15 protein-coding genes are annotated in these 13,111 nt (G+C 61.4%); 6 read left to right on the top strand and 9 right to left on the bottom strand.

Going from position 1 to position 13,111, the window contains the following annotated elements; all coding sequences use genetic code 11:
- Positions 1–16 precede the first annotated feature (16 nt).
- From H9Q10_RS04070 to H9Q10_RS04060, 3 genes are read right to left on the bottom strand one after another with little or no spacing between them, the layout of a single operon-like run.
- Entirely contained in the window at positions 17–478 is a 462-nt protein-coding gene (locus tag H9Q10_RS04070; protein WP_197902764.1) for a hypothetical protein, read from the bottom strand.
- Between the two features lie 29 nt (positions 479–507).
- Complete coding sequence (locus H9Q10_RS04065) at positions 508–1,002, bottom strand: GNAT family N-acetyltransferase (RefSeq protein ID WP_197902763.1); 495 nt, start codon at positions 1,000–1,002, stop codon at positions 508–510.
- Positions 999–1,265, bottom strand: coding sequence for a hypothetical protein (locus H9Q10_RS04060; protein ID WP_197902762.1), 267 nt, complete (start codon positions 1,263–1,265; stop codon positions 999–1,001). The genes H9Q10_RS04065 and H9Q10_RS04060 overlap by 4 nt, the downstream gene beginning before the upstream one ends.
- Before the next feature lie 55 nt (positions 1,266–1,320).
- On the opposite strand from H9Q10_RS04060, the gene H9Q10_RS04055 reads away from it, so the two are divergent.
- From H9Q10_RS04055 to H9Q10_RS04045, 3 genes are all read left to right on the top strand, one after another.
- Complete coding sequence (locus tag H9Q10_RS04055) at positions 1,321–1,593, top strand: hypothetical protein (protein WP_197902761.1); 273 nt, start codon at positions 1,321–1,323, stop codon at positions 1,591–1,593.
- Between the two features lie 42 nt (positions 1,594–1,635).
- Positions 1,636–2,856: a multidrug effflux MFS transporter gene (locus H9Q10_RS04050; RefSeq protein WP_238480131.1), complete on the top strand. Its 1,221-nt coding sequence runs from the start codon at positions 1,636–1,638 to the stop codon at positions 2,854–2,856.
- Positions 2,857–3,087: 231 nt separating this feature from the next.
- Positions 3,088–3,534, top strand: coding sequence for an SMI1/KNR4 family protein (locus H9Q10_RS04045; protein WP_197902760.1), 447 nt, complete (start codon positions 3,088–3,090; stop codon positions 3,532–3,534).
- Positions 3,535–3,670: 136 nt separating this feature from the next.
- On the opposite strand, the gene H9Q10_RS04040 is transcribed toward H9Q10_RS04045, so the two are convergent.
- On the bottom strand, positions 3,671–4,561 hold the full coding sequence (locus tag H9Q10_RS04040; protein ID WP_197902759.1) for a LysR family transcriptional regulator: 891 nt from the start codon (positions 4,559–4,561) through the stop codon (positions 3,671–3,673).
- A 105-nt stretch (positions 4,562–4,666) separates the two neighbouring features.
- Here H9Q10_RS04040 and H9Q10_RS04035 point away from each other — a divergent pair, with 105 nt between their 5' ends.
- Positions 4,667–5,074 carry a DoxX family protein gene (locus H9Q10_RS04035; RefSeq protein WP_238480130.1) on the top strand — a complete coding sequence of 136 codons (408 nt, stop codon included), beginning with the start codon at positions 4,667–4,669 and terminating at the stop codon, positions 5,072–5,074.
- Positions 5,075–5,167: 93 nt separating this feature from the next.
- Here H9Q10_RS04035 and H9Q10_RS04030 read toward each other — a convergent pair whose 3' ends face one another.
- The 5 genes from H9Q10_RS04030 to H9Q10_RS04010 form a co-directional block, all read right to left on the bottom strand.
- Positions 5,168–5,497: a hypothetical protein gene (locus tag H9Q10_RS04030; RefSeq protein WP_197902758.1), complete on the bottom strand. Its 330-nt coding sequence runs from the start codon at positions 5,495–5,497 to the stop codon at positions 5,168–5,170.
- Between the two features lie 183 nt (positions 5,498–5,680).
- Positions 5,681–6,013 (bottom strand): hypothetical protein, encoded by a 333-nt coding sequence (locus tag H9Q10_RS04025; protein ID WP_197902757.1) that lies wholly within the window; start codon positions 6,011–6,013, stop codon positions 5,681–5,683.
- Positions 6,014–6,223: 210 nt separating this feature from the next.
- On the bottom strand, positions 6,224–7,147 hold the full coding sequence (locus H9Q10_RS04020) for a LysR family transcriptional regulator (RefSeq protein WP_197902756.1): 924 nt from the start codon (positions 7,145–7,147) through the stop codon (positions 6,224–6,226).
- A gap of 138 nt (positions 7,148–7,285) precedes the next feature.
- Positions 7,286–10,768 carry a chromosome segregation protein SMC gene (smc, locus tag H9Q10_RS04015; RefSeq protein ID WP_197902755.1) on the bottom strand — a complete coding sequence of 1,161 codons (3,483 nt, stop codon included), beginning with the start codon at positions 10,766–10,768 and terminating at the stop codon, positions 7,286–7,288.
- Positions 10,769–10,900: 132 nt separating this feature from the next.
- Complete coding sequence (locus H9Q10_RS04010) at positions 10,901–11,527, bottom strand: hypothetical protein (RefSeq protein ID WP_197902754.1); 627 nt, start codon at positions 11,525–11,527, stop codon at positions 10,901–10,903.
- Positions 11,528–11,777: 250 nt separating this feature from the next.
- Here H9Q10_RS04010 and H9Q10_RS12225 point away from each other — a divergent pair, with 250 nt between their 5' ends.
- Positions 11,778–12,656: a M23 family metallopeptidase gene (locus H9Q10_RS12225; protein WP_197902753.1), complete on the top strand. Its 879-nt coding sequence runs from the start codon at positions 11,778–11,780 to the stop codon at positions 12,654–12,656.
- Between the two features lie 44 nt (positions 12,657–12,700).
- On the top strand, positions 12,701–13,111 hold a 411-nt coding region (locus H9Q10_RS04000; RefSeq protein ID WP_197902752.1), incomplete at its 3' end, for a bactofilin family protein.

Below are 13,111 nucleotides of genomic sequence, written 5' to 3'. Positions count from 1 at the left end.
CTTTTGATGTGGTGATTTAAGGTTCGATTTTCACGTTGGCCAGAGGCGATACGGAAAGGATGAAGTCTTCCGTGCTGCCGCATTTTACGTGAAACGGATCGCCGCCGAGCATGATTTCGCCGTTGCGGATGAAATATACGTGCTCCTGCCAGCCGGTGTAGCCGCCGTAGCGGTTTTTGGAATTCACGCGCACGCAGGCGGCATAATAGGCGCGGAAATCAAGCCCGCTGGCGGTCAGCCGGGTTTCATCGATGCGCAGGTATTTGCGCGGCGGGGTAAAGCTGCCGATGCGCGCGGATTCGGGGTCGATCAGGTTTTGCGCGAGGTGGCGCCGGATGATTTGCTGGTAATTGCCGGGATAGCGGCCGAAATCTTTGTTGCGCAGTTCGCTCATGTGCAGCACGGTGGGCTGGGGGACGGATAGGCAGCCGGCAAGCAAAAGGCTGCCGAATAAGGCGGCGAAGGCGGTTTTCTTCATTTGGGTTCCTCTGTTGGGGGGCGGGTGTTTCAGCGGCAGTCGGTGAGCAGCTTGCGCATAAGGCGGCATTCGATGCCCACCTGCGGGTTGAGCGGCAGCACGGCTTCGCCCAGGGGCTGGTAGCCGTTGAGCAGGTAGAAGGGCTCGGAATTGAGCGAGGCGTAGAGCTTGAGCATGCCCAGGCCGCTTTGGTAGGCCAGCTCTTCGGCGCGGCCGAGCAGGGCGGTGCCGAGGCCTTGGCGCTGCACGAAGGGGTGCACATACAGCGCATCGAGCTGGGATTCTTGCAGGTTGATTTGGAAGAAGCCTTGGATGTGCTGCCTGAATTCGATTACCCACAGGCGCTTGCGCTCGTCGCCGAGGGTGTCGAGGTAGCTGTCGGGGCTGAGCAGGGCGAGCCAGGCTTGCAGCACTTCTTCGCTGTAGTTGCGGGCGCAGGTGTAGCGCACGGCGTATTGGTGGGCGTTGTAGATATGTTCGCAGTCTTGAATGCGTGCCGGACGCAGGTGGGTGATGAGGCTCATGGCGGGCGGGCTTGTGCGGTGAAACTGGCGGGATTATATAGCCTGCCCAATAGAATAACCATTCGGGCGGCAGCGGCGGCGCGCGCTCGATAAATTGCGGCTATCGCATACGCGATGCGGCGGCGCATTCTGCTTGGGTGGCAATCGGGGATATAATAGGCTACCTGAAAAATCGAAGGCTTCGCAAAGCGAAGGCAACGATTACCGCGATGCAAAATAAAGATGTTTGCCTTTTTCAGGTAGCCTTTTTTCAGGTAACCCATACATTTTCAGGTAGCCTCCTGCCGCCGCCACACCACCCATCAAAAAGGAATATTTATGTCTCCCTCCCTACGAAGCTGGCTGGCCGTCTGCCTGGTGCCGCTGCTGCTGGCGCTATGGTTTGCGCTGAATCCGGCGACCGATGCCACGGGCTATCTGCTCAATGGCGTGGTGATGAGCTGCGCCGGCGTGTTCCTGCTGAAATATGTGCTGTTTGCGCTGGTGTCGGCGCATTTGCGGCAGGATGTGCCGGCCAAGCGCCGCGCGTTGTGGCAGCTCTTGCCGCTGCTGGCCTTCGGCGGCTATGTGGCGTATTACTTTGTGCGCTGAATTTCCCGGATTTTCCCTCTTCCCTCCGATATTGCTCCCCCGATGACCTCCGATTCCCCCCGCCTTTCCGACACGCAAATGGCGCTGCTCCTGGCCGCCATGGCCGCGGTGATGCCGTTTTCCATTGATGCCTATCTGCCCGCCGTGCCGGCGATGGCGGCCAGCTTGGGCGTACGCGAAACCGATATCCAGCAGAGCCTGAGCATTTTCCTGGTGGGGCAGTCGGCGGGGGTGCTGCTGGGCGGGGTGTTATCAGACTTTAAGGGGCGGCGGCCGGTGGTGCTCTTGGGGCTGGGCTTATATATTCTGGCTAGCTCGGGGCTGATTGCGCTGCAAACGCTGCCGCAGCTGATGCTGCTGCGGATGGTGCAGGCTTTCGGTGCGGGCATGGTGGCGGTGAGCGGCGGGGCGATTGTGCGCGACCACTATGAGGGGCGGCGGGCGGCGCAGATGTTTGCGCTGATCGGGGTGATCATGATGGCGGCGCCGATTCTGGCGCCGATGGTGGGCTGGCTGATGCAGGCCCTCGGCGGCTGGCGGGCGGTGTTTGTGTTTTTGTCGGCCTATGCGGGCGCGGTGTGGCTGCTGCAATGGCGTTTCCTGCCGGCCACGCGCCCGGCGGCACGGCCGGCCGGCTCGCCGCTCTCGATCATCTTCACGGGCTACCGCAGCGTGTTTGCCAAGCCGCAGTCGCTGGGTTTTCTGTTTTTGCAGGCCTTCAGCTTTTCTTCGATGTTCGCATTCCTCACCGAATCGCCTTCGCTGTATATGAAGTTCTACGGCTTGGGCAACGGCCTCTACACGCTGGTGTTCGGCCTGAATATCGTCACCATGGTGTTCTTCAACCGCATCACGGCCTGGCGGCTGAAAAGCGGCAGCAATCCGGCCAATATCCTGCTCATCGGCATTGCGGTGCAGCTCTGCGCCAACCTTCTGATGGTGCTGCTCACGCAGGGTTTGGCCCGGCCGCCGCTGTGGCTGCTGGCGCCCTTGGTGATGGTGTCGGTGGGCACGCAGGGGCTGATTGTGGCCAACACGCAGGCCTGCTTCATGGGCTATTTCAAGGCCGAGGGCGGCAGCGCCAACGGCGTGCTGATTTCCAGCCAGGTGCTGATTGCCGCCGCCATGGGCTTCCTCACCACCCAGCTGCACGACGGCAGCGCGCGCATCATGCCCGCCATGATGCTGGCCTCCACCCTGTGCGGCATCACGCTGCTGTTCACCCTCTCGCGGCGGGTGTGGCTGGACAGGGCAGCGCGCTGAAAGCAAAGGCCGGCCGCCATTCCTCTTTATTATTTTTCAGGTAGCCTGCCCTCCCGCCCAAAGGCTACTTGAAAACGAGCAAAGGGAGTTTCTGCGGAGCTAAAATGCGCGAAGCGGATTTCGCTAGAACGCAGCTGCAACACAGTTTAAACAGGCTCCAAACAAAGCCGGTTTCCAGCCTCCTGTTTTTTCAAGTAGCCCCGACACCCTACACCCTCCCCAAGGAAACCCATGCCCCAAACCTTCCTCAGCCAACTCGAAGCCCACATCCGCACCGCATACGCCGAACAAGGCGGCTTGGCAGACGAGCTCCTCTCAGGCAGCCCTGTTACCGAAGCCGAGATTGCCGCCGCCGAACAACTGCTCGGCACCACGTTCCCCAGCCTGTACCGCGCCCTGCTGCTGCGCTTCGGCGGCGGCTGCGACCTCGGCATCGAAATTGACAGCCTGCCGCAAGTGATCGAAAACACGCAATGGTTGCGCCAATACTTTGCCGACAGCCCCTCCCTGCCAGAAGGCCTGCTGCAACAGGGCATCGCCTTCGCCGGCGACGGCAGCGGCAACTATTTCGTGCTGCACAACGGCGCAGTATGGCTGCCCGACCACGACAGCGGCGCTTGCACCCGAGAAGCCGAAAGCCTCGAAGCCTTCCTGCGCCATGCCAGCAGCGCAGCTTAAACGCCCAAAGGCTACCTGAAAACCAAAAGTCATAGATTGGGTATGTGTACCCGGCAGGCTGCCGAACCGTATAAAAGGCTACCTGAAAATCCAACACCGGTTTTCAGGTAGCCTTTTTATTCCGCCGCGCTATTTTTCAGCCAGCCTCCATCCCCGCCTTCTCCACCATAAAATCAATAAAACTGCGCACCTTGGCACTCAAGAGTTTGCGCTGGGTGTAAACCGCGTAAAACGGCATCGGCGCAGTTTGGTAATCCGGCAGCAGGCGGCGCAGGCGGCCGGTTTGGAGGTCGGCGCGCAGCAGCCATTCGGGCAGGTAGCCCACGCCGGCGCCGGCGCACACCATTTGGTAGATCATCTGCGTGTTGTTGCTGTACACGGCGGCCTGCAGCTCGGCGGTATGCGTTTCTCCGGCGCGGCGCAGCGGCAGGCTGGATACGTCGGTGTAGCTGGGCAGGATGGCTTGGTGCGCGGCCAAATCCTGCGGGGCGGCGGGCGTGCCGTGTGCGGCGAGATAGGCGGGGGCGGCCACGAGGTAAAACTCGATTTCGGCCAGCGTGCGGGCAATCAGGTTTTCCGCGGGCTGTTTGGAGAGGCGCAGGGCGATGTCTTCGCCGTCGCCGTCGAGGTTCACGCTGTGGTTGGTGAGCGTGAGCTGGAGGGAGACTTCGGGGTAGCGCTGCCGGTATTCGCTCATCCAGCCGGCAAACACCGGGTTGGCAAACCACACGGGAATGCTCACACGCAGGCGGCCTTGCGGGCGGGCGGTGCTGCCGGCGGCGCGGGCGGCGGCCTGCTCGAGCATGTCGAGCGCGGCGAGGCAGTCGCGGTAGTAGGCTTCGCCCTGCTCGGTGAGGCTGAGGCGGCGGTTGTTGCGGTAGAGCAGGCGGGCGTTGAGGCTGCGTTCGAGGTGGGCCACGTGTTTGCTGGCCATGGGCACGGAAATATCGAGCTGCTCGGTGGCGCGGGTGAAGCTGCCGCTGTGCACCACTTGGCAAAACACTTTCATGCTGAGTAGGGTATCCATGTTTTCTCTTTGGGAAAAACTGTGTTGTTTATCCGGCTGTGGTTGCGCTTTTGGGAAATGATTATACTGCGCCCGTTCATTCGATACACATCAAGAGGAAAAATCATGAATTGGGAAAACTGCCGCAGTATGGTGTTGTCTGTTTTGCGGATGGCCGCGGGCTATATGTTTATGCTGCACGGTTCGGCCAAGCTGCTCGGCCTGCCGCATGTGGAAATGTTTGACGGGCTGCAACTCTTCTCGCTCTACGGCGTGGCCGGGATGCTGGAATTGGGCGGCGGCTTGCTGATCCTGCTCGGTTTGCTCACGCGGCCGGCGGCGTTTATCCTTTCCGGCCAGATGGCGGTGGCTTACTTTATCGGCCACGTGGCGGAGGGCGGCCATGCGCTGGTGCCGTTTATGAACGGCGGCGAGGCGGCGGCGCTGTATAGCTTCGTGTTCCTGTATCTGGCGGCGGCGGGCGGCGGCAAATGGTCGCTGGATGCGCTGCTGGCGAAGAAGCGGCAGGGCTAAGGATGCAGAATTTTTCAGGTAGCCCCAAGCGTTAGATAGGCTACCTGAAAAATAAAGAGTGGGGTTTGCCGCCCTACTCTTTTTGTTTGCCCGCTATGCCAGAAGATGCAGCACTTTGATGCTGAAAGTGTCCCGCATCGTGAGTGCGGCCATATCTGCTTCATGGAACGCTGTTTTCTCGCCTTCAAAGGCATAGTGATAGATTTTTCTGTTGAGCGCATCGAAGAAATAGCCGTAGAAACTGTCTTCTTGATTTTGGTCTTCCACGAAATCGGTGATGTAGATGTGTTTTTCGGCGATGCCCAAGTAATCTTTGATTTGCTGAAACAGGTGGGGAAACTCGCGCGGGAAGGCCTGCGTGAGGTCTTGGATGTCTTCCAGAAATACTTCGTTGGGAATATCTTGTAATTCCACGGGTTCCATTCTTTTTCCCTTTCTGTGCGAGGCTACCTGAAAATGAGTGAAACGAATTTCTGCGAAGCTAAAATGAGCCTCGCGAATTTCTGCGAAGCTAAAATGAGCTTTGCAGAAATTCTGCGAAGCTGAAACGAGTTTTGCAGCGTTTCTGCGCAGCTAAACCTTACATTGCCGCGCGGCCGAAACCGGCTAAGACTTAATCAGCGGCCGCAACGAGGCGTGGCTGTATTTGATCTCCGCAATCAGGCGGTCGTATTGGCGCATGCGGTACATGGAACGGGCAATCAGATACACGGCAAACACCACCAGCCCCAAGTTGATGCCCAGCACCAAAATCAGCAGCGGCCACACTTCCATCACGTTGTACCAGCGGGAAGTGGCAATCAGCACGCTGAAAATGGAAAGCGGCAGCGCCAGCACGGCGATGCCGGTGCGCATCACCGCCAGCGCGGTGCGTTTTTCCGCTAGGAGGAGCTGCACTTGGTTGATGCTGAGGATGTCGTTTTGCTGTTCGGGGGACATGGTTGGCTCTCGGTGTGTGTGGATTTGGGGTAAAGGCTACCTGAAAATCATGCCCGAGCACAATCAAAGCATGGTTTGGCCGCATTCGTTCCCCTCATTTTCAGGTAGCCTTCCTCCATCCGAATGCAAACCTTCGGTTTGCCCACCCTCTCCCGTGGGAGAGGGGATAAGGTTGCAGCCAGCTCTCCCTATCACAAAACGCCCGCGCCGCTATTCCAGCACGCTCAGCCCGGGCAAATCGGCAAAGCCGCGCTCGCGCACGATTTGGCAGAAATTATCGAGGTAGCTTTTGTGCGCGTCGTCGCTGCGCATGCCGGCGTAGAGCTCGCTGGTGAGCGGCGGGCTGCCGATGGTGCGCGCGGCGATGTAGCCCTTTTCCAAGTAGGGGATTACTGCCCAATAAGGCAGGGCGGCCACACCGCGCCGGCTGGCCACCAGCTGGATGATGGCGATGGTGAGCTCGCTGTGGCGGCGCGGCGGGTTGATGCCAGCGGGCAGCAGGATTTTGCGCAGCAGGTCGAGCATGTCGTCGGGCACGGGGTAGGTAATCAGCGTTTCATTGGCGAAATCCTGAGCCTGCCACACGGGCTTGGCGGCCAGGGGGTGGTCTTGCGCGCAGATGCCCACCATTTCGTAGGCAAACAGCGGCTGGTAGCGGATACCCGCCTGCGGCACGGCTTCGGATACGATGGCGAGGTCGGCGCGGTGTTGCAACAAAAGCCCCACCGGGTCGGCCTGAAAGCCGGACACGATATCCAGCTCTACCTTGGGCCACAGCGGGCGGAAATCGCTCATGGCGGGCATCAGCCAGTCGAAACAGGTGTGGCATTCCACCGCCAGCCGCAATTCGCCGCTGCCGCCGCCGGCAATCTGCGCCATGTCGCGCTCGGCAGCGGCCACCTGCGGCACGATTTCGCGCGCCAGCTGGAGCAGGCGCTCGCCGGCGGGGGTGAAGCGCAGCGGGCTGGATTTGCGCTCGAACAGCGGCGTGGCGTAGTAGTTTTCCAGTGCGCGGATTTGGTGCGACAGGGCGGATTGGGTGAGGAACACGCGCTTGGCCGCCAGCGACACGCTGCCGGTTTCGGCCAGCGCGAGCAGGGTTTTGAGGTGGCGCAGTTCGATGATGGATTCCATTTTTCAGGTAGCCTTTTGCTAAGCCGGTATTGTGCCGGCGTTGTGTTTGCATTTTTAGTTTCAGGTAGCCTTTTGCCATTTGCACTCTGTTCGCCCCTGCTCCGCTGCCGTGTGCGGAGGCTACCTGAAAATTTGCGCTCAATCGGTTTCCGCCATTTCCAGCGCCTGTTTGATGTCCACCGCCACGATGCGGGACACGCCTTTTTCCTGCATGGTGACGCCGATGAGCTGCTCGGCCATTTCCATGGTGAGGCGGTTGTGCGAAATATACAGGAACTGGGTCTGCGCGGACATTTCTTTCACCAGCCGGCAGAAGCGGCCGGTGTTGGCGTCGTCCAGCGGGGCGTCCACTTCGTCGAGCAGGCAGAAGGGGGCGGGATTGAGGCTGAACAGGGCAAACACGAGGCTCATGGCGGTGAGGGCTTTTTCGCCGCCGCTGAGAAGGTGGATGGTGCTGTTTTTCTTGCCGGGTGGGCGGGCCATGATGGATACGCCGGCGCTGAGCAAATCGTCGCCCACCATGTGCAGGGAGGCTTCGCCGCCGCCGAACAGAGTGGGGAAAAAGGTTTGCACTTTTTGGTTTACCGCGTTGAAGGTGGCTTGGAAGCGCTGCTTGGTTTCGCCGTCGATTTGGGCGATGGCTTCTTCTAAAAGCGCGATGGCGGATTGCAGGTCTTGGCGCTGGTTTTGGTAGTAGCCGTCGCGCTCGCGGGCTTCGGCCAGCTCTTCGAGCGCGGCGAGGTTCACGGCGCCGAGGGCTTGGATACGGCGGCTGAGGCTGTCGATTTGCTGCGGCCAGTCGGTTTTCAGGTAGCCTGCCTGCTGCTCGGCTTCGAGCGCGGCCAAGTCGGCTTGCCGGCCTAATAAATTGTCGTGGAAGTGTTTGGCGTTGAGCAGGGCTTCCTGCTGTTGCAGCAGGGCGGTTTGGGCGGCGGCCTGCCATTGGGGCAGCTCGGCGGCCAGCGCCTGCTGGCGGGCGTATTGCTCGCGCCCCTGCTCTTGGGTGGCGGCCAGCCGGGCGGCGGCGGCCTGCATTTGTTCTTCCAGCGCGAAGGCGGATTCGGTAAGCGCTTCCAGCTGGAGGCGCTGTTCGTCTTCGCTGTCTTCGGCGTAGGTGAGGGCGAGCTCGTGCTGCCGCTGCTGCCAGTCGGCTTTCTGCTGCGCCAGCGCGGCCATGCGGCTGTTTAAATATTGCAGCTGCTGTTGCTGCCGTTGGGCTTCGATTTCGGCGGCGTTGCGGCGGCGTGCGGCTTCGAGCACGGCCTGCTGTGCTTGGCGCAGGGCTTGCTGCGCCTGCCGGCTGTGTTCGGCCTGCTCGCGGCTGCTTTCTTCCAGCTCGGGCAGGCTTTCTTCCAGCGCGGCGTTTTCTTCGGCCAAGAGTTCGGCGGCTATGCCGAGCTCTTCGATTTCCTGCGCCAATTGCGCCTGTTCTTGGGCGATGTGTTCGCGGCGCTGGCGCTCTTGGGTGGCACGGGCGATCTGCTCGCCGGCCTGCTGGCGGGCAGCAGCCAGCTCGGCGGTAAGGCGGCGCTGTTCGCTTTGCGCCTGGCGCAGCGCGGCTTCGGCTTCGGCCTGCTGCCGGGCCAGCTTGCGGGCTTCGGTTTGGGCTACCTGAAATTTCGGCTGCCATTCGGCCAGCTGGGCGGCGAGCTGGTCGTGGCGGGTTTGGTGGCGCATTTGGCGGCCGGCATTGGCTTCATGGTGCAGCAGCACGCCGAGGCGGTCGATGCGGTGGCCTTGCGGGGTGAGCCACTCTTGGCCGGGCTCGAGGCGGCTGCGGTGGGCGAGTGCGTAGTCTAGATCGGGGGCGCACAGGATGCCTTCGAGCCAATGGGTGAGGGCTACCTGAAAAGGCGGCTCGGCCTGGATTTGGTGGATCAGGGCTTGGGCGGGGCTGGCGCCGCGGTGGGCATGGGCTTCGCGGCTGAACCAGGCGGCGGCGGCTTCGGGCAGCGGCGAGGGCGGCTGGAAATCGGCAGGCAGCGCGCGGGCGTTGAGCCGCTCGCCGAGCACGGCAGCCAGCGCGCCCTGCCATTCCGAGGGCACGCGGATGTGCTGCCACAGGGCGGGGGCCTCGGCTTGGCTGCTGCCCTGCCAGAAGTCGTGGCCGGACTGTTCGGCCAGGAGGGCGGCGAGGGTTTTCTGCTCGGCTTGGGCGGCGAGGATGCGGTGCTCGTGTTCCTGCTCGCGTTCGCGGGCGGCTTGCAGGGCGGTTTTCAGGTAGCCTGTTTGTTCTTCTAACTGTTGCAGCTGCTGCTCGCCGCGCTGGTATTGCCCGGCGAGGGCTTCGGTGTGCGCCTGGACGGCAGCGGGCGCGGCGCTGTCGGCGGATGCGAGGGCGGCGGCTTCCTGCTGCAGGCGGCCGTGGCGCTCTTGCAGCCGGCCGATGTTTTGCCGGCTGTGTTGCAGCTGCTGCTGTTTGAGGGCAAGCTCGCGGCGCAAGCGGGCTGCTTCGTCGCGGCGGCTTTGCTGCTGTTCGGCGGCTTGGCGGCCGGCATTTTCGAGCGCGGGCAATTGCTCTTCGAGGGTATCGGCTTCGGCGGCGAGGAGCTCGAACTGTGCCTGGTGTTCGGCGGCGGCTTGTGCGGCGGCGGCGTGTTGCTGCCGGAGCTCGGCGTGTTCGCTGTCGATTTTTTGTATGGCGGTTTGGGCGTTGGCTTGCTCGCGCTCGAGGCGCTGGCGCTGGCTTTGCCGGGAGCGGATTTGTTCTTCGAGGCGGGCGCTTTGCTCGCGCAGGAGGGCGTGTTGCTGGTTGAGCCGGTATTGCTCGGCCTGCTGGTCTTGCTCGGTTTGGCGCAGCATATGCACGGCGTCGCCGAGGGCCTGGTTTTGCCGGGCGAGCTCGTCTTGGCGGGTGCGGGCGCGTTGATGCTCGGCGGCGGACTGGTCGGCGGCGGCGAGGGTGTGGCGCCATTGCTGGAAGTCGTATTGGTTTTGGGCGTGGTTGAGTTCGGCGGTGAGGCTGCGGTAGCGTTCGGCGGCGGCGGCCTGGCGCTGGAGTTTCTCCACTTGGCGGGTAAGCTCGGCTTGCAGATCACCGAGGCGCTGGAGGTGTTCGCGGGTGTCTTGCAGGCGGTTTTCGGTTTCGCGGCGGCGTTCTTTGTATTTGGATACGCCGGCGGCTTCTTCGATGTGGGCGCGCAATTCTTCGGGGCGGGCTTCGATGATGCGGGCAATCATGCCCTGTTCGATCACGGCGTAGCCGCGCGCGCCCACGCCGGTGCCGAGGAAGAGGTCGGTGATGTCGCGGCGGCGCACTTGCTGGCCGTTGATGTAGTAGCTAGATTCGCCTTGGCGGGTGAGCTGGCGGCGGATGCTGATTTCGCCGTATTGCCCCCATGCGCCCTGCAGACTACCGTCGGCGTTGCTGAACACGAGCTCCACGGAGGCGCGGGGGGCGGGGCGGCGGGTGGCGGCGCCGTTGAAGATGATGTCTTGCATGCTTTCGCCGCGCAGCTGTTTGGCGGAGGCTTCGCCCAGCACCCAGCGCACGGCGTCGATGACGTTGGATTTGCCGCAGCCGTTGGGCCCGATCACGGCCACGAGCCGGCCGGGCACGTGGATGGTGGTGGAGTCGGTGAAGGATTTGAAGCCGGCCAGTTTGATGTGGGTTAAACGCATGAAGGGTGTGGAAAAAACGGAACGCGGTATTTTATCGGAAGCGGGTGGGGCAGGCTACCTGAAAAAACCTGCCCGTTGCCTGACTTTGCAGAAACCCGCCTTGCGGTGGCGCTTTATTTTTCAGGTAACCTTTTACTGCTGCCGGCGGCGCAAACGCTGCCGCCGTGCCCGCCGATACCACTCAACGCTCAGCCACAGCCACATCCCCCACGCGGTGAGCGCGGCGCGTTGCCAGCCCCGCGCGTAACGTCGCCATTGCTCGGCTTCCTGCTGCGGGCTGAGCTCGGCACGGTATTGGCGCGCGATGCCGTCTTTGCTGTAATCCAACTCGGTGATCACGCGGTAGTTCAGCCACCCGGCCTGCACCGCGCGCCGCACCGGCAAGCGTTCTTCCCGCTGCCACAGCTCTTCATCATATTGGCAGAGCAAATCAGCCGGGTTGCGGCAATCCAGATTGAGCTGTTTGCCCTCTGCCGTGCGGATGGTGCCGGTGATATGCAGATGGTCGTCATCATCGTACCATTGGCGACGGATTAACTCGCCGCCGCTATGCCGCGCATACAACACCGGCGTATTTAAATGCTGCCAGCGTTTATGGCTCTCTGCCGACGCCACCAAAGCGCCCATGCCCACGCCCGCTGCCGCCAGCAGAAGAATCAGCCACATTGCGGGCAGGGTGAACACCGCCCGTGCCAACGCCTGATCCAGCCGCCGTTGCTCCCTCCTTGTTTGCCTCATCCATTGAGTAAATTTGCTCATTCTGCCCCACCCGTGTGCGATGGCCGATTGTAACACCGCCTGCCCTGCCCACAGGCTACCTGAAAACGAGCAAAGCAAAAGCGCAAGCTTCAACGAAGTCGAAAAGCAAAGCCCGAAAAGAGCAACCGCCCTCGGCTGCCAACAGATTGGCAGCGCCATTTGGCAAACGATAGATTTGTTTTTGCCAAACGATAGCATTTTGTAATACAATGCCCCGTCTTGAGTAATAACTCATTTACTATTTAAATCAATGGATAAGCAAAATAAACTCGTTACTGTAATGGTATTGGACGAGCAGTATACCGAAACCTTCGTCATCAAAGAGTCATCGCTGCGCGCCATCAAACCCGCCATTATCGGCCTTTCCGCCCTCAGCATGCTGCTGCTGGCCGGCCTGCTCGCCTTGGGCTGGCACTACTACCAAAACTATCGCCAATTCGCCCAACAGCAAGCACAAACCCAGCAGCTTACCCAGCAGATAGAAGATTTGAAAGAAGCCCGTTCTGCCGAAGTATCCGCCAAGCTGAACCAGCTCGCCCAATCCGAAAAAGCCGTGGCCGAATTGCGGGATTATCTGCGCCAGCGCGGCGCCAACCTTCCCGCCCCGCCCGCACCCCAATCGGAAGAAGGCAAGCCTATCAGCCAAGCAGGCGGCCCGGCCAGCATCCTGCCGCCGGCCGACACGCCGGAATTCAGCCAAATCATTGAACAACTGCTGAAAGCCGCCCGCAGCATGCCGCTCGGCCGCCCCGCTCAAGGCGGGCTTTCTTCCGGCTTCGGCCCGCGGCACAACCCCTTCAGCGGGCGCGGCAGCGAGTTCCATCACGGCTTGGATTTCCGCGGTAACATCGGCGACCCCGTGCGCGTAACCGCCAACGGCACAGTAGAATTCGCCGGCACCATGAACGGCTACGGCCAAGTGGTGAAAGTGCGCCACGGCTACGGCTACAGCACGGTGTATGGCCATTTGTCGCACATCGATGTGCAAACCGGCCAAACCGTTAAAGCCGGCGAGCTAATCGGCAAGCTCGGCTCCACCGGCCGCTCCACCGGCCCGCACCTGCACTACGAGGTGCGCCTAAACAACGAGCCGCACGATCCGGCAACCTTCCTCAGCCTCGCCAAGTAACCCCGCGCGGCTTCCCCCGCAAGCAAATCCTCGGAGAAATAACCATGTTCAAAGACAAAAAAGACCGTTCCCAGCCCGTTGGCAGCAGCACACCCAGCGCCATCGATACCATCATCGGCGCCCAATGCCGGATTCAGGGTGATATCCTAAGCCAGCAGTCTGTAAAAATTGAAGGCCAAATTCAAGGCAACGTGCAGGCAGGTGGCACCGTTATCATTGGCGATAAAGGCTCAGTCAATGGAGATATCCGCGGCAGCGAATTGGTGGTGTTCGGCAAAACCGAGGGTTTGATTGAAGTGAAAAAACTGCACCTGAAGCCGAATGCTCGGGTAACCGGCAACATCCGCACCCAATCTCTGCAAGTGGAAGACGGCGCTGTTTACACTGGGGACATCCGCATGGACCGCAACGCTGGCAATGCCACCCTGCCGCCGGCCGGCAGCCCCGAGAAAGCC

Source organism: Eikenella glucosivorans (genome assembly GCF_016025525.2).
Lineage (GTDB): Bacteria > Pseudomonadota > Gammaproteobacteria > Burkholderiales > Neisseriaceae > Eikenella > Eikenella glucosivorans.
Note: the sequence above shows the minus strand (reverse complement) of the source record. Positions and strands in the feature narration are given on the sequence as shown.